The following is a 17,372-nucleotide window of genomic DNA, read 5'->3' as shown; positions in this document are numbered from 1 at the left end:
ACACCTTAATACAGTTTAATAAATACCCTTATATTAAAGTAGCGTATACCTTAATATAAAGATACACCTTTTCATAAAGAATTGCAATACCTATTTTGAAATTTTTTCTTTAATAAAATCTACATCTGTTTTAATATCTTCTACGATATTAAATTTATCAGTTATTTTATCTATCATATCTTGATATTTTGTTTCTCTAGCTTTACTATCTTTTAACATATAAAAGAAAAGGTATACAAAAAGTATACCAAAAATTCCATAGCTTAGAGCCATTTTTAATATTTCTTGTTCCATTTTGAACCCCTTCCTAAAATCCACTTATCAATTTTATATTTTGTTCTAAAATAATTTTATCATCTTCACTATCTTTAATAGTTAATACAATAGTTTTGCCCTCTGTGGCACTTACATTTTTAATTTGTATAGAATTATTAGCCTTTACAGTAATTTTTATCTTGCCACCACTTAAATAACTTTGTCCTAAAGTGTCTAAACTGTATGTAATTTTACATGGTGTTTCAGTTTCATTTACTATTTTAGTTACTGTTAATGTACTTGAACAGTAGTTTCTTAATGAATCTATAGGTTGACTCCAAGTATGTGTATATGACACTATTGGCTCTGCTGGTTTCTCCTCAACAACTAAGTTTAATGTTGCATCTACTTTATTATATGTACAAGTTATAGTGCAACTTCCAGCCCCTACACAAGTTACGACACCATTATTATCTACAGTTGCTACGCTATCATCTGATGAAACATATGTAACTACTGGTTCAGAAACAACTACGTCATTATCAGTACAAGTTGCAATAATATTAAATATTTCAGTTTCTTTAAGTGTCTTACTTGTTTCATTTAATGTAATAGTGTACTTATGAGGGTTATATATATCTTTATATTTTGCAATAACATAATATAAGTTGTCCTTTGTTTCATCTACGCTAATAGTTTTATATATTCCCATATTGTAAACTATTTCAGTATTTACACCTATATCATTACCATTTTTTGGTATTATGAATTGATACTGGTCGTGTACTTCTTCTATATATTGTCCATTTAAAAGTACATTTTTATCCATATTGACTATAGCGTCTACTGGTTTATATTCACTTCCTAGTAATATTGGTAGTGTCTTTCTGAAAATTGCTACGTTATATATACTTTGTGTCATTTGTTCCTCTTTTGCACAAATTAAGAATTTAACTTTATTGATAGACACATAATTGCCCTGTTCTATTTTTCTTGAACTTATAATTTTCTTATAATCAATTCCATAATCAGATTTTGGATCTGTAATCTCTCTAATTAATACTTTTGTTTCAGTATCTCCAAGGATGGCAACAACTCCATAATCTTTTATAGCTTTATTATAAGAATAATCTATTGTGTTATATTTCATTTAAACACCTCCTAGCGTGTAAAGAATATAGGTCTTATATTTCCTTGCTTTTCTTCTTTAGATTCTTTAAGATCTAATATCTTTGCATTTAATTTAGTAATTCTTACATCTAAATACTTAAACGCCTGTTCTGTTGTGATAATATCTTTAGAATCAATCTTTCTCATTAAATCTACATCATTACTAAGTGTTTCTAATATTGATACTACTGTTTCTAATAAATTAATTTGACTATCAGCTTTATTATAGTCTGAATTTGGTATCAAGTTATTTTCGTTTAAGAATACTGAATATTCATCATCTGTATAATATTCCTTGTTTGATAGTTCTAGTTTCAATCTTTCTAAATTACTCATTTAATCATTTCCTTTCTATAGTGTCCACAGAAGGACACGTTGTTATTGGTTTCTAAAATTTTAGTTAGCAAAAAAGGACTGTCCATAATTGGACTGTCCTTTCTATTTTAATTGGTTTATTTAATTTTGCATATTCTAATATGTTATTTTCCATAGGTACTATCAAAATTATTTTCCAAAAATTTTATTTTTTCTGGTAAATCTATAATATAGTCTTCTATTTCTTCTATTCTCTGTTGTAAAGAAACTACTTCTTCTTTATATTTATCTTTATAAGCTATGTTTAAAAGAAATTTTTTAAAATATTCAATTTCCAATCTTTCTTTTGTCTTTTTTCTATCTTTAACTTCTTCATTAAGCTCCTGTATTAATTCTTTATAGGCTTTTCTCTTATTTTCTTCACTTGAATATTTAATAATACGACTTTTCATAAATCTCACCCCCTCTCATAGAAATAAATTCCACAAAAGGGCTTTAATTCCTCTATATTTTATAAATTATATTTTCCAAAATTTATCATCATTCCACAAATCAGTTAATCCAGAAGCTACTTTTTCCTTATCTTCATATTGTTCCAGTTTTAATTTTAAACGTTCATTTTCTCTAGTTAATTCCATTATTATATCTAACAATCTTTGTTCATCCATTGGTTTCTCTCCTTTAATCATTAGTAATACTAATAGTATACAAGGCTTTTAATACAAATAAAAGTCATTTTTTTCTGAGGGTGGTAAATTGATTAGATACAAAATCTTTTAGAAAAAAGGGGTAACATCAAGGAAAATAAAGGCTTTTCAGCTATAAATATTCTAATAAAATCAAAATTTTAATCAAATTATTTCCCACTTTTATTTCAACTGTTCATTTATTGTACAATTTTATATAAAAAAAGTTTCGCTAAATGAAATTTTAACGAAATATAACTGCGTATAATATAAATTATATGTAGTTGTTAATAATCCTGTAAACCGTTGATATAACTACGTTTCAGCCATTTTTAACATAAAATATAAAGTGAAATAGCAAGATAACGTCTGAGATGTATAAAATTTATGTATAAAACTTGTATAAAACACTTAATTATACATGATTATTGCATAAATACACATCATATTATTTCCCAACTATTTCACTATTTTTATACGAACATATGTACTGTTCATTTATTGTACAATTTTAAATAATAATCATTATTAATTAGATTTTTTTTAATATTATTGTTCATTTTTTGAAACTCAAGACAAGTTCGATTTTTATACCTGTTTTTACTTGTTTGTGTACAGATTATTATTTAAATTTATCCATTATTATCCATTAATTGTTACCTATCATAATCTCTACAAGGTTGACGATTAATAATAGAACCATTAAACCTATTGATAATACTATATATAATGGTATTAAATAACCGATACTACTATATATACCGTATGCGAAATCGTGAACGCATAGGTAGAATTATTTAATTATACATCTTTATCGTTCTTATCCTTGCTACCTCTTTTAAGTCTATCCATTTCCATTGTCTTATCTTTAGTCAACGGTGATTTCTCTATTACACTTTCTACGCTAATAGCTCCTACGCCAAATTGTTTAACTAAGTTATCTAGTAATTCACTAGCGTTCTGAGGTCTACTATAATTGAATTCTACATTAACATATTCTTCTTTATTGTTTTCGCCTATTAATTTTCTAATAATATTAAACCTTTCGTTAAGTCCTTCTCTTATTGCTTTCTCATTCATCATTGCATATACATCTGCTAAGTTATATAACATCTTTAATGACACTTCTGATACATTTGCTATATTGCCACTTCCTGCTAATATCAAAGGAATATAACTATTAAAGTTTAGCTGATTCTGTATAGTATCTAAATAATACTTAATAGTAGAATAGTCCATATTTGCAGATACATATTTCATATCAGAACCTACTTCAAGACTTACATTATATCCTACTGCATCATTTGAAACAGTTCCTTCTACGGCTTGTCCTGTTGTTAATATGTTGTGGTCAAGTGTTTTTGTAACACTTTGACCTAATTTTTTTATATCTTGCTTCAAATGGCGTTAGACCATTATTAAATGTATGTGGACGTAAGTGGTTGTACCAGACGTATGCAAAGTTATCGATATCTGAATTAAGCTCTTTATCATTATGATAATATTTTAGATTTATCAATTCATTCTTAAGAGTGTTGAAATATCGTTCCATAGGTGCATTATCATAGGGATAACCAGCCTTACTCATACTTTGCGTTATACCGTTACCTTTGCAGAAATTAACAAACTCCTTTGAAGTGAATTGAGTACCTTGATCACTATGAAGTAATATATTACCATTATTAGTAATATGCTGCGCGGCGAATGCCTTTTTTACTGTTTTTATAGCCAAATCAGACGTGATTTCTTTACCATTAAGTGATGCAACAACTGAGCGGTCATGCAGATCTACGATTGAACAGTTATATCTTTTTTGACCATTAGCAAGTGTAATATATGTGAAATCAGTGCACCATTTTTCATTAATTTTTGCAGCTACGAAATCTTGATTCAACAAATTAGGAAATTTCTTGTACGCTTTTCCATGTCTGTAAGAAGGCTTCTTTTTACGAACTATAGAATATATCTTCAAGTCAGTATTCATGTATTTATGGACAGTCTGGCAGCTTAAATATATATGCTTACGTTCTAAGAATATTTTCATATTTCTATAGCCTAATACACCATTATTTTCATGATAGATTTCTTCTATTGTAGAATATATAGACTTCTTCTTATCATTATAAGCCTGTTTTCTTGCTTTTTTGTAGTTATAATATGCATTAGGATAGATACTAAATCGTCTAAGCAGCCATCGTACACCGAAGTGCTGTTTATTATCATCAATAAATCGATAAACCATCAATCGATTTCCTTTGCAAAGAATGCCGCTGCTTTTTTTAAGAAATCATTTTCCTTCTGCATTTCCTGAAGCTGTTTCTTAAGCTTCTTATTTTCAGTAAGATAATCATATTCGCTTTTTAAATCCTGGTTTGTCTGGCATTCGCTGCGGTATTGCTTAACCCAATTTGAAATACTAGCCTTTGATACTTTATATTCATCAACTAAACTTTTAATTGTTCTTCCTTCAACATGAAGAGCTACTATTTTTCTTTTTACTTCTTCCTCAAAATGTTGTACCATAATCTATTCCCCTTTTCCTAATAAAATTATAATTTATTAGGTACTCATGTTACAACTTTACTTTATCACAACAATAATAAAGGATTTAAACTAAGAGTATATATACTATCTCCCATTTTGCTTAATAAATCTTCTATTTCATCTAAGATAGGAATAATATTTTCAAGTAGTCCTTCTCCATATCTATTATCCCAATCATTTGAGCTTTTGTAATGAATAGGTAAACCACTCTCATTTTTATATTCTCCTATTATGTGCATATCACAACCCTCATTGCTCCAACTTGTAACGCTATCTTCTGTATAAACATTATAATAGCTTATATTCTCTAAATTAGTCCAATACTCAATAAAGGCAATATATTCACCTGTTTCACTATAAACTGGATATGCACATGAATTATCTATTAATTTAGATGTAATTTTATCTTTATCTTTATATATATATTCATAACTATCACCATATTTTACCAGTTTGTCTGCAATATCAAAATCTATACTATTATAATTTGCATAATTATATATATTCTGCATCTTTGACACTAAATCTTCTGAACCTGTAAGACTTACTGGTTTTCCTAAAATATATGTACTATGGAAGTTACATATAGCCTTAGCGTTCTGTAGTATCAACTTCTTGACCTTATAAGTCTGCTCCTTGTATGTAACATCTTGTCTTTGTAATACCTTATGTGTTCCATGAAGATAATTCTTTATTTTGAAAACATTTGCAATTCTAGTTGCATGATGTCCTTTCTTTACTTCCTCCATAAACCATAGAGGATTATTTTTATAAACTATTTCTATATATTGTTCTAAATTCATATTATCACTCCTTAATTTATTTATTACCACTTGTAGTATTTTCCCGTTTTAAGTCCAGCTAGTGCTAGTGCAGTTGACATAATGGTATCATCATGAAACCCACTCATTGCACCCATAGAGCCATTATCTTTAGCTTCAAAAACCTTCATTTCTTGTAGAATAATTTCACTATGTAAACATAATGCACCTTTATCAAACATCTCAACAAAATCATTAATAATTAGCGACTTAGTCTTTGCATTAGTATCAAAACCAATTCTCCATTTTACTCTGTTAAATTCATCAAAGGCTTTATATTTGTGCATATTCATGTATTTATGAGTATATCTCAATCTTTCAATTACAGAATTACCTGCTGATGCAGTTTCTATAGTTAAAAACGCTTTATTGTAATATCTTCCTAATTCATTTATAAACTCTGCAAGTGCATAGGCTTTTATCTTATTATCTCTAAATATTGCAACTTCCTCTGCATCTTTATTGAGAACAACTGCAACACTATAGTCCTTTCCTACGCCTTGCGAACAATCCAAGCCTATATAGTAACGTTCTCCAACAACTGGTTTTTTGTGCATATAAAAAGACTTACCGTAATACTGTTTAAGTAATTTTGGTAAATCTTTTAAATCTTTCTTCTTTATATATTTATTCTTTTCTAATTGTAATACTCTTAATACATTAGTTATACGTTCATTATCAAATACACTATTGCCACTTGTTACAAACGCCATTTGGTCTGTGAGTGGAAATTCTTGATTAAATTGATCTACAGAACTATTTTGTATCTTTAATCTTCTCCAACAAAGAATATCAAGTGTCATTCCTTTGATTTTTAGCAATTCTTTTTCTTCATCTGTTAAATCACTCTCATTAAAGTTGTGTCCATTAAGATTTTTAAATATCTTTTTATATTTCTTATATTCATCTAAGAACATACAAGAACCCTTGATATAATTAAAGAAGAATGATTTATAAGCGTTCTCTTTATTCTTAGCTTTATTATATAGTATATTGTAATGATTAAGTCCATTTGCAGTAGATTCAATAATTAGATGTGAGTCTCCTGCTCCTAGTGTCTGTTCTAATGATAATAATTGTTTATTTGCTATTGCACTATCTACAAATGCAAATTCTGATATATGTATTAATTTACAAGTATTTCCACGACCTTTGTCTTTTCTGCCTAGAGTTGAACATGAAATTATACTTCCATTGCAAAGTTGTAATTCTGCCCTATTATTTCTTATCAATGTAGGTCTTATCACATTTGGTAAAGTATTATATATATTCTTTAGCTTATTAAATATACTTCTGCAACTCTCATCATTATGACTAAGTAACATACAAGTTGAATTGGGTTGAGTTACTGCATAAAATATAGCCAGTCCACATATTGCAACACTTAAGCCCATTTGTCTACTTTTAAGTATAATATTATATGTATCCATATTCTTTATAAATTCTCTCTGTGGCTCATTGAGTTTAAATGGTACTAATTTTCCCGTTTTATTATTTATCTTTAAAAAGTTATCAATGAATAATACAGGATCATTCCAAACTTTCAAAAATTTTTCTTCATTTTTCAATAAAATATCTCCTTTCTGATATAATAAAAAGGTGTCTAAAAATAACAGACACCTTCAGCTATCAAATAAAATGATAGCAAAAACTTATTCTTCTAAATCTAATTTATCTATAATATTTTGTACTTCGTTTACTTTCTTATCAAAGAATTCACTTTCGCTAAACTTAACAATCCAATTTGCACTATTTACATCACCTTTTAGTGCGTTTTCTAACATTTTATTATAAATTTGCACTAGATTAAAGTCCTTGTTAAGCTTAGTAATTTCAATCATTGCACGTTGAACATCTTCTCTTTCAAGATAATTTTTAATTGCCCACTTTTTATCCTGTTGTATGTCCATTGTTTGTTGTACTGTCTTGAAATCTTCGTCTTTAGCTCCGTTTAGATACCACCTTATGAATACAAATAATTTCTTGTTATCAAGTAAATCTTTTATATTATCATTAAGCGTTCTTACTTTCTTACTCATTATTTCTCAACTCCAATTCCTTATTTATTTCTTCACATTGTTTATGAAACTCTTCACATTGTTTATGAAATTGTTTTCTAAATTCTTCACTAGATGTTTTCAATCTTTCATCTGCTCTAGCTAAATCAATTGAATATTTTTTATCAATTTCATGCCATTCGTTATCTCTTTTAATTCTATCTCTAAGTCCTTTATTTTCTAATCTCAATACCTCATTTTTACTATTTAAATAAAGTGCAATTCCTGCTAATCCATATATCATTAAAATTTCTATAATATTTATCATTAAAATCAATCCTTTCATATTAAATATTCATTTTTTTTATTAAAATTAGTTCTATTTAAGTTATCATCTGCATATACTTAGCGTATAAGCGTATGCGATAAGTAATTTAGACTATCTTTATTCTTTTACAGAATTAGCTTATTCTTGCTTAATTTTGCTGAAAAATAAGCTATATTAAATATAATTTAGTAAGATAACTTAAAAGTAAATAATATTATTTAAAATTAAGCTATCTTACTAAAAAATAAGCAATTTATGTTATACTTTAATAACTTTAACATTATTATTTAATTATTATTTAATTATTATTTAATTTTGCTTTAACTTTGCTTGTCTTTTAATTTGTCCTTTTTGTCCTTTTAATTTTGTTGTTTGTTTAGAACACTTTTTATCAATACAATCATATCCTTCTGCAATATAATATAGTTTACTAGCACTTAGAGCCTGTTTTAATTCATCTTTATCTTCTACATAAACATTGTTTGCATAGTGAGTTGCATATTCATTTTTAACTAAACCAATATTGTCATTGAATATTAATTCTAGTTCTTGTAATAAATTAATATGTAAATTGAATGTTGTGTCTGAAATATCTAAATCTTTACAAATCTTTTTATAACTATCATAGAAACATTCAATTACAGTACAATCAAAAGCTGAATTATCTCTCATTTCTTTTTGCTCTGAATTATTTCTTTTCATTCTTGCGAGAATATAACAGTATATTTTAAGTGTTATTAATTTATCTAATTTACTATCACTATTCATAATCTTTTTAAATTTGTCATAATATAACTTAAAATAGTGAGTATTATTTTCATCTTCATCTTTATCAAATTTAACTTCGTATGAACAAGATATAAATTTTTTCGGTTTTAGACTATTGATATCTAGTGTAGTATCTAAGTAGCCTAAATTTTGTAAATATAATAATGTATTTTTAAATTGTTCTATAGAATTATTTTTACCAGTTCTGACATTAAAACCACTAAAAACAATTAAATCTTCTAGTGTAAAGCAACATTGTCCGACTTTATTGATATGAGTGTCTAGGTAAATCATTGTAATAAGTAATTTATCATTTCCTTTGATAAGTGCAATTTCTTCATCTGAATAAGTCCAAATGACATTGTTTGGTAACATTGTAAAATAATCTTTCATAATTAAATCTATCCTTTCTAAATCGAAAAATGTAATATATATAGGCGTAGCAAGAAACAAATATATGTGTGTTGAAAGTGAACTTGTTTCACTTGCATAATTAGATTTTATATTGTTAATAGGATTCTCTCTTGTTACACCTTAATGAATGTACTAAAAACAGTACATTGAATTTTTTAATCTTTAATATTGAATGTACTAAAAACAGTACATCAAATGGAGTGTGGTATTTACTAGGCTTAAAGGCTATCTTTTTTATTCTCATTTTTAATCTTCTGCACTAATGTTAATACCTCCCTAAATTTTGCAGTATTGACAAAACTATAAATCTTTCTATCTTTATAATCTTTGTTATCTAATTTATAGTATCTTTCTTGCAATAAGTAAGACATCGTATCTGCTAAATATTTATTTGTTATAAAATAGTATTTCTTTTCCATTATTAAATCTATCCTTTCATATTGTGCATATTAAAAAAGGCTAGTAAAGTCTATTAAGAACCTTACCAACCTTGATCCCGTTTGAAACGGTGTATTTTATTTATATTCGCTTAAATAATTTCTTAATTCTTAAAGTTTTTGCTATATAATATCCTTTTTTCATCTTATATTTCTCCTTTTATTTTTATTTATTATTTGTTGGCTCTATAAAGCTAACTATTCCAGTTTGTTTATATGTGAGTGCAATATTAAATATCTTCTTTTTAAAAGTTTCTTGCATCTCTTCTTTATTTCTAAATTTATTTGCATCAAATACTTGACTTTTAAATTCTGCACATTTAGTAAATTTTTTTGTTGGTAATTCTACTGTACAATTAAATAAATCTGATATTACATTTAAGTTTAAATTAGTATCTAAATATCCATTTTTTACATATATATGTTTATCTTTTAGATATTTTTTGTCTATTTGTTGTATATAATCTCTATTTTTCTTTATAAAATCTACTACAGAACCAAATCCTAATAATTTAAGATTTTTAGTTGCAGTATATTCAAAACTTGTGTTAAATGGATAATATGTACTGTCTATTGCACAAATTAAAGCTAGTTTATCTCTATCAAATTTACTAATATTGTAATTATAGTAACTTAACATTGTTATAAATGTACTAATACAAAACTTACTTGTATAATTAGATTTATTTACATTCATTGCTACATTCATGTTCGCAGATAATTTATTGTAATTTGTTTCATTCTCTGATAACTGTACAACATGATTATCCCAACTCTTATTATTTCTATTTATACTTACGTCTAAAGTTAATAAGTTTTTTCCTCGTTTTGTTGCGTCTTTAGTTTTATATAGAGTTTGTGTGCCGTCATGTCTTATTGTTCTACTATAGTTTTCATAAGCCTTTTTACTGCTCATATCAATAAAATATTCACATTCTCTATTAAACTGTATCTTCTGAAACATATAACACATAAGTGCGTCAATGTCGTCTGACATCATTAATTGTAATTTTGTATCGGTGTCTTCGCACCAGTTCGGAAATTTTTCTTTTACTTCTTTTAACATAATTAGATTTAATTAATCTAACTATCATTTTTACTTCATATTTTTTATAGATTTCATATTCTTTGATTACTTTTATTATTTTCATAACTAACATTCCCTTTCAAATCGTTTTATTTCATTTTTTTTATTTCAAATTTAATATTCATATCGTTTGTTAATTTTTATTTCATTCTGTAATCGCTATTTCACAAATTTGTGAAAAACGTAGTGTTAACGGGATCATTGTATATCTCTCCTACTTCATCATAATTGACTGATTAAGTAGAAAGATAGATAAATTAATTAAAATTCACCTACCTTTCGTGTTCAATATCATTTTGTTCTTTTAAATCGTCTAAAACGTCTTTTAATCTGCCTTTTTTCTTATTTTCTCCTAGCACGTATACTAGATTAAGTATTTCTTCTAATCTTTCATCACTTGCTATTTTCTTGTTTGTTTCTATTTGTGTTATATACTGTTTACAAACTCCTAGACCTTTTGCGACTTCTAGTTGTGTTAATTGATAAATAGTTCTTGTATAACGTATTCTTTCCCTTATTGTCATGTTTCTCACCTCCTTAATAGTTACCTTTGGTACTAAAAAAAATATATAAAAGGAAGTACCACGTTTTGTAGTACCTCCTTAAATAACTAAGCTATTGTTTTTCTAACAACTGCTACACCTGTCTTGTCTATTAGTCCAATAACGAAAATTTCATCTGCAAATATATCATCTTTCTTATGTTCTGCATCTCTTGAAACTTCTATATCTACGCCGTCTTTCTTATCTTTTACTCCTAAACTCTGCTTTTTAAGAATAAAAGTAATACATTCATTTGCAGTAGTATCATATGTTCCTACATCAGAAAGTACGATCTTTATTCCTCTGTAAAATCCGACAACACCCTGTCTAACAATACCGTTTGCGTCTTTTGTATATGTAAGTGTATTAGATACAAAGCCGTCCATAGACAAAAAGCTTGGTAAAAGTCTACTATTAATTATAATAGCGTCAAATGAGTCTGAATCCTGTTCATCTCCCCAAAGATTTAAAGCGTTATCTAGTTCTGTATTTGTTATAGAATTTGCATTTGCAGTTGAACTCTTTAAAAGTGTATTTGCTAATATATCAGCAACACATTCTTTATCTCTTGCTTTTGCAAATATTCTTGCTTGTTGCATTACTGCATTATCCTGAAAATTGCCCATTCCTGTTTTTGCGTCTATATCATAGATAGAAACACCTTTGCAGTAATGTTTTACAGTTTTCTTAGTAGAAGTCTGTTTTAATTCTTCTGTCTTAATTGCATCACCTTTTGTTAATATTTCTGCATCTGAAAGTGCACAAAATTGAGGAAATGTAATAGAGTCTCCTTCTTCTGCAAAGTTTCCAACTTCTCCTAGGTCTTGTGCATAAGAACTAATTTTTACTAAACCTTTCATCTTTTCTGTTACTAAATTTTTGTAAATTTCTGGTATTATAATTGCCATAATATAAATTCCTTCTTTCTTTAATGTAAAATTTTATATAATAAAAGACGCTTAGGATTTCCCAAACGTCTGTTATTTGCCTAATATTTGTATTTATTTGCTTAAAATTGTATATAATTCTTTGTTAGTGTTATATAAATTTTCTCTTTCTTTATATCCCATATTGTTAAACTGTTCTTTTGTTATAGAGCCACCTGCATTGCTATGACTGTTTGGTTTAAAAGAGTTGTTTGCTCCTACAATCTTACTAAAATCTGAAATATAAGTTTCTAAATCTTCTACACCTTGTACATTTAAGTATTGTGCAAGTTTAGAGTCTAAACCCTTATTTGTTAGATTTTTAGATAATTCAAATTGCATCTTTTCTCTTTTAAAATCTTCTTTTTCCTTGTTATAAGCTTTTTCTTCGTCTGTAAGTTCTTTTGGTACTTTTTCTTTTAACTCTTTAATTTCTTTATTGTATTTTGTTCTAATTTTATCCCCTTCGCTTTGTAAAAAACTCTTTACACCTTCTAATTGTTCTTCGTTTAAATTTAATTCTTCTAATGTCATAATACATTCTTCCTTTCCTTAGTTTATACGTCTTATATGCCCTCATTTGAGTTCATAGGCGTATACCCTAGTATTTATACCTATTTATATTAAAACGTCTGTATGACGCTTATAATCGCTTTAAAGCCTATAATTTTATTGTGCATAAGCCAAACACTTCGAAAGTCCAGTACAAATTGTACCGAGGGGAATTTCCCCTTCGTTTTATACGTGATTCTTTCTAGTTAGATTTCGTTTTTTTTTAAGGAAGGCAAGACTTGAACTTGCATCATCTAACAAATTACCATTTTTTGATATGTTAAAAAGACATATTATATATATAAAAAGCCCCACCTAAATACTTAGATGAGGACTAATTATCAATTTTATGAGCGTTCAGATTTTCCCAATCGCTATTTTATAAGGTTAACTTCATAATGTAGTTAGCCTATTTTATTGTTTAAAAATGTTTCTAATCTTTTGAAATAATCATCAGATAAATAATAATTATTCCTTTTTAAAAATCTACTCACAGTAGCTTCATGCACTCCTATCTTTTTTGCGATAAATCTTTGCTTAACTCCATTTTCATTTAAAAAGTTTATTAGCTTTTCTTTTAATTCACTTTGTCTAAACTCCTTTTCATTCATTTTAATCTTCTCCCTATTTATTTATGTTTAAAAAACTTGCATAAAAAAAATATATTTTATTCTCTACCATACGTACCAAACGACCGACTCTGTAAGGCGTTGATATTACTAGCTTATAGAGATTTACTTTTAAATTTTCATTAAATTTTTAGCCATTTTTGAGTATGTTTTTCTATTATTACTTATCATATTAAGTTATTGGAAAATTGAGTTATAAAACCCATTTAAGCCTAGTATTCATGAGTGTTTGAATGGGTTTTCTATTTCAAACAGTTAGCTTTATTTTTTTCTATTGTATAAGTCTATCGGTTCACATTGAACTATTAGAAGTATTTCTAATCCGTGGTCGTTCAGTTCGTCTTCGGATTTATTGAGTTCCAAATTTGGTACTGTCCCACAAAAGGACACTATATCTTAAAAACATTCTCCTTGAATGTTTAGATCATCATTTTTTTTTATTTATTTACCTATCATGTTAAGTTATTGGAAAATCGCTTTTCAAAATATCTATAAATGTGATAACCATGCGTGTTTAAATACTATTTACGTTTTCCTTATTCTTTTCGCACACTTTATCCCTATTAGAAAATTGAGAACAAACCTTGTAAGCGTTGGTGTTACTAGTATGTAGCAATGTTACGTTAGTCGATTATTTTAATCTTTTATTTTTATTAAATTTACCATCTTTATTTTAGGAGAGTTAAATAAAAATTAAAGAGGTATGTGTTATGAAAAATGAAAAGTTGAGTAGAATTATATATGTTTTTATTTTGTTTCTACTCATTAAAGGGAATATATAGTTAAATTGCTTATAAACGTGACAACCATGCGTGTTTGAGTGTGTTTTCTATTTGCGAGAATTATACCTTTTTTTTTTGAATTCTTCTATCGTTTTTTAATTTTATTTCTTTACCACATACTTCACAACTTTTATATTTTTCATTATTTAAAGATAGCTCTAGATTGTTATTTAAATTCGTGCATTTGTCTCTTTTTTCTATATTACCTACCATATTAAATTATCGGACTTTTTAAATTTTATACCATTCAAACACGCATGGTTGAGCCATTTATAGTAATTTTACTTTACTAGGACAAATTTAATTTATTTCTATTCTTCTCTACTCTTTTTCCTTCTCCCTATTAGAAAATTGAGAACAAACCTTGTAAGCGTTGGTGTTACTAGGTTTACAAGTAGTTACGTTTCGGACAAACTCATCTTTTTCTATTATTTCTATTTTATGACGTTTTTTCTCGTTCTTTCTTATATGAACATTATAATATATCTACACTTGTTAAACTCTATCTTGTTTTTATCTTTCGTCTTGTTTTATACTATATATTTTAAGCTTATTACTTGACTTTGAGGTAAAGTGCTATATACTGACTAAGCCTGTGGACACGTTTTTGGGTATAGTTAGCCCTAAAAATTGGACTAACAAAATATTACTGACTTTAGCTGAATTGTATCTTCGTAATATTACCTATCTTGTTTTACAAATGTACTTTAATAACCTACTACTTGCCCATAGGCTACGATATTTCTATCTTGTACAAGTTCCTGTCTTGCGACCAAGCGAACCTCCCACTACACTTTTGATTATCTATCCTGTAGACGCTGAGAGTGTTGTATCTTACTCAACTGACGACATATCGCATATGATAGGCAATGCAAATACGCCGAGTTAATTAGTCGGAACTACCCGAGACGTTTTATTTTAAGTGTTTCTCCCCTATTCCACTAAACCTACCTCTTAAAAAAAAGGGTGTAGGAAATAAAACCCTATTGACTATATTTTAAAAAAGGGTTAAACTAATATTATTGTAGTAGTTCCTTTTCAATAGGGAATTATAAAACTATATTCAATTGTAGTTTTGGTAACTGGTATTCTGATAAAGTATCAGTTATTTTTTTTGCACTATTTGTTTAATTTCATCTAGTGTATAAGTACCTTTTCCATAGATTTCACTTAAACAATATTTAATATCTGTTATCTCTATCTCTTGTAAACATTCTTCTTGCATGAATAGAAGTAAGTCTTTAAAATGTCCAAAACACCCATATTCAGTTTCTATATCTAACAATGTGTTCACCTACTTTCTTAAGTTCATTAATGGACTTGTTTTTACTGCCATTTCTACTATTTCAATATCTTGAAGTCCTTGTAAATAACGCTTAGTTATTGAAATATTCTCATGACCTAATAACCTACTTAACGAATATATATCTAATCCATTTCTAAGTTGAGCTTGTGCAAAATAATGTCTTGCAGTATGAGGACTACAACGTATATCTTTTCTAATATTAGCTTTCTTACCAGCTATTTTCATGACTCTTTCAACCACTTCAATTGTTAAAGCCTTAAATCTGTAACTTAAGAAAAACGGTGTAGTCTCATCTATAATCCTATTTGCAAAAAAACTATTTCTGCATCTTACATATCTAAGAATTATTCTTCTGCTTATAGGACTTAGAGCCACTCTTCTATCTTTTCTACACTTTCCTTGTTTTACTGTTAAATAAGTGTCTTTTACATCATTAGTTTTTAATGAACATAATTCTAAATTTCTGACACCAGTATCAAATAATATTGCCAAAATACATTTATTTCTAATATTCATATAATCGCTACCTGTATATACTTTCATCATTCTATCAACTTCTTCGTCATTGAAAGTATTAATTATTACCTTTTCCTCTTTTAACCAATTAATCTTTAACATTGGATTGTTTTCAATTATTTCTTCATCTGTCGCATATTTAAAGAAAGCTCTAAAACATTTAATAATTCCATTTATATATGTTGGTTTTCTTTTAATTCTTTGTAAAAATTTAATGTAAGATTTTATATATGTTGGTTTAACATCTTCAATATCGGTAATATTAAATTCTTTCTCTAAATAGGTAAACATTAATAAATTATTATTTCTATAACCTTTTAACGTTCTTTTGGAATAGTTCCTTATTTCTAGTTCTAATATAAATTCTTTCAATAAACCTTTTAATAACAACAAAAAACACCTCCTGTTAATAACAGAAAGTGTTTTTTTATATATACATCATTAAACATAAACCATAATTGATGTACACCTTAATTATTTAGTTTTTAAAGTTAATATTCTAATTCGTTCAAAGCTAGTAATACCAAGAGGTTAATATCTTTATTCTTCAAATCCTTCTGGGAATTCAGCGTTATGATAAACATTTTGTACGTCATCATCATCTTCAAGCATATCAAGCATCTTTTGGAATTTTTTAGCTGCTTCTTCATCTATAGATGTATATGTATTTGGTATCATCTTAACTTCTGCTTCTAAAAACTCTATTCCTTTTTCTTCAAGTGACTCACGTACCTGTCCAAAATCTTGTGGAGTAGTTGTAACTACAAATACTTCATCTTCTGACTGAAAATCCTCTGCTCCACTATCTAGTGCCATCATCATCATTTCATCTTCATCTTTATCTTCTTTTGAAATTATGATTTCTCCTTTTTCCTGGAACATGAAACTTACACATCCTGTAGTTCCAAGATTTCCTCCACCTTTTGTAAATGCACATCTTACATTTGCTGCTGATCTATTTTTATTATCAGTAAGAGTTTCAACTATTACTGCAACTCCGCTCGGTCCGTATCCCTCATAAACTATATTTTCATAATCTACTGTACCTAATTCTCCTGCTGCTTTCTTAATTGATCTTTCTATATTGTCGTTAGGCATATTAGCTGCTTTAGCTTTTGCAACAACATCTCTAAGTCTGCTGTTTGCATCTAAATTAGAGCCGCCTTCTTTTACAGCTACCATTAATTCTTTACCTATTTTGGTAAATATCTTACCTCTTTTGGCATCTGTTTTTCCTTTTTTGGCCTGTATATTATGCCATTTTGAGTGTCCTGACATACCGTTTCCTCCTCGCTTT

At 27.4% G+C, this 17,372-nt stretch carries 21 protein-coding genes; all 21 read right to left on the bottom strand.

Annotation, left to right across the window (positions count from 1 at the left end; genetic code table 11):
- Positions 1 to 90 precede the first annotated feature (90 nt).
- Positions 91 to 294 (bottom strand): BhlA/UviB family holin-like peptide, encoded by a 204-nt coding sequence (locus tag MTX53_RS05470; protein ID WP_244835246.1) that lies wholly within the window; start codon positions 292 to 294, stop codon positions 91 to 93.
- A gap of 13 nt (positions 295 to 307) precedes the next feature.
- On the bottom strand, positions 308 to 1,405 hold the full coding sequence (locus tag MTX53_RS05465) for an Ig-like domain-containing protein (RefSeq protein WP_244835245.1): 1,098 nt from the start codon (positions 1,403 to 1,405) through the stop codon (positions 308 to 310).
- An 11-nt stretch (positions 1,406 to 1,416) separates the two neighbouring features.
- Positions 1,417 to 1,761, bottom strand: coding sequence for a hypothetical protein (locus MTX53_RS05460; protein WP_244835244.1), 345 nt, complete (start codon positions 1,759 to 1,761; stop codon positions 1,417 to 1,419).
- A 143-nt stretch (positions 1,762 to 1,904) separates the two neighbouring features.
- Positions 1,905 to 2,192 (bottom strand): hypothetical protein, encoded by a 288-nt coding sequence (locus MTX53_RS05455; RefSeq protein WP_244835243.1) that lies wholly within the window; start codon positions 2,190 to 2,192, stop codon positions 1,905 to 1,907.
- A 66-nt stretch (positions 2,193 to 2,258) separates the two neighbouring features.
- A complete protein-coding gene (locus MTX53_RS05450) occupies positions 2,259 to 2,408 on the bottom strand; it encodes a hypothetical protein (RefSeq protein WP_244835242.1) in 150 nt (49 codons plus the stop codon).
- Between the two features lie 819 nt (positions 2,409 to 3,227).
- Complete coding sequence (locus MTX53_RS05445) at positions 3,228 to 3,827, bottom strand: phage portal protein (RefSeq protein ID WP_244835241.1); 600 nt, start codon at positions 3,825 to 3,827, stop codon at positions 3,228 to 3,230.
- Positions 3,778 to 4,949, bottom strand: a protein-coding gene (locus MTX53_RS05440; protein WP_244833913.1) for an IS3 family transposase whose coding sequence is annotated in 2 segments (ribosomal slippage) — positions 3,778 to 4,709 and positions 4,709 to 4,949 — 1,173 coding nt in all. Because the reading frame shifts where the segments join, the coding sequence is not laid out codon by codon here. The genes MTX53_RS05445 and MTX53_RS05440 overlap by 50 nt, the downstream gene beginning before the upstream one ends.
- Positions 4,950 to 5,014: 65 nt before the next feature.
- Positions 5,015 to 5,773: a phage portal protein gene (locus MTX53_RS05435; RefSeq protein ID WP_244835240.1), complete on the bottom strand. Its 759-nt coding sequence runs from the start codon at positions 5,771 to 5,773 to the stop codon at positions 5,015 to 5,017.
- Positions 5,774 to 5,796: 23 nt separating this feature from the next.
- Positions 5,797 to 7,359: a hypothetical protein gene (locus MTX53_RS05430; protein ID WP_244835239.1), complete on the bottom strand. Its 1,563-nt coding sequence runs from the start codon at positions 7,357 to 7,359 to the stop codon at positions 5,797 to 5,799.
- 84 nt (positions 7,360 to 7,443) lie between these two features.
- Entirely contained in the window at positions 7,444 to 7,830 is a 387-nt protein-coding gene (locus MTX53_RS05425) for a hypothetical protein (RefSeq protein ID WP_244835238.1), read from the bottom strand.
- Positions 7,823 to 8,134, bottom strand: a complete 312-nt coding sequence (locus MTX53_RS05420; protein ID WP_244835237.1) for a hypothetical protein — start codon at positions 8,132 to 8,134, stop codon at positions 7,823 to 7,825. The genes MTX53_RS05425 and MTX53_RS05420 overlap by 8 nt, the downstream gene beginning before the upstream one ends.
- Before the next feature lie 291 nt (positions 8,135 to 8,425).
- A complete protein-coding gene (locus MTX53_RS05415; protein WP_244835236.1) occupies positions 8,426 to 9,277 on the bottom strand; it encodes a hypothetical protein in 852 nt (283 codons plus the stop codon).
- A 239-nt stretch (positions 9,278 to 9,516) separates the two neighbouring features.
- A complete protein-coding gene (locus MTX53_RS05410; protein WP_244835235.1) occupies positions 9,517 to 9,717 on the bottom strand; it encodes a hypothetical protein in 201 nt (66 codons plus the stop codon).
- Between the two features lie 184 nt (positions 9,718 to 9,901).
- A complete protein-coding gene (locus MTX53_RS05405; protein WP_244835234.1) occupies positions 9,902 to 10,801 on the bottom strand; it encodes a hypothetical protein in 900 nt (299 codons plus the stop codon).
- 293 nt (positions 10,802 to 11,094) lie between these two features.
- Complete coding sequence (locus MTX53_RS05400; protein WP_244835233.1) at positions 11,095 to 11,346, bottom strand: helix-turn-helix transcriptional regulator; 252 nt, start codon at positions 11,344 to 11,346, stop codon at positions 11,095 to 11,097.
- Positions 11,347 to 11,432: 86 nt separating this feature from the next.
- A complete protein-coding gene (locus MTX53_RS05395; RefSeq protein ID WP_244835232.1) occupies positions 11,433 to 12,272 on the bottom strand; it encodes a hypothetical protein in 840 nt (279 codons plus the stop codon).
- A gap of 93 nt (positions 12,273 to 12,365) precedes the next feature.
- Positions 12,366 to 12,824: a hypothetical protein gene (locus MTX53_RS05390; RefSeq protein ID WP_244835231.1), complete on the bottom strand. Its 459-nt coding sequence runs from the start codon at positions 12,822 to 12,824 to the stop codon at positions 12,366 to 12,368.
- Positions 12,825 to 13,246: 422 nt separating this feature from the next.
- Positions 13,247 to 13,453 (bottom strand): hypothetical protein, encoded by a 207-nt coding sequence (locus tag MTX53_RS05385; RefSeq protein ID WP_244835230.1) that lies wholly within the window; start codon positions 13,451 to 13,453, stop codon positions 13,247 to 13,249.
- Positions 13,454 to 15,358: 1,905 nt separating this feature from the next.
- Positions 15,359 to 15,538, bottom strand: a complete 180-nt coding sequence (locus MTX53_RS05380) for a hypothetical protein (protein WP_244835229.1) — start codon at positions 15,536 to 15,538, stop codon at positions 15,359 to 15,361.
- A gap of 9 nt (positions 15,539 to 15,547) precedes the next feature.
- Positions 15,548 to 16,465 carry a tyrosine-type recombinase/integrase gene (locus tag MTX53_RS05375; RefSeq protein ID WP_244835228.1) on the bottom strand — a complete coding sequence of 306 codons (918 nt, stop codon included), beginning with the start codon at positions 16,463 to 16,465 and terminating at the stop codon, positions 15,548 to 15,550.
- Positions 16,466 to 16,615: 150 nt separating this feature from the next.
- Entirely contained in the window at positions 16,616 to 17,353 is a 738-nt protein-coding gene (locus MTX53_RS05370) for a YebC/PmpR family DNA-binding transcriptional regulator (protein ID WP_244835227.1), read from the bottom strand.
- Positions 17,354 to 17,372: the final 19 nt, after the last annotated feature.

It is taken from the genome of Clostridium sp. BJN0001, assembly GCF_022869825.1.
Classification (GTDB): Bacteria; Bacillota; Clostridia; order Clostridiales; family Clostridiaceae; genus Clostridium.
This window is presented reverse-complemented; position numbering and strand designations above follow the sequence as displayed.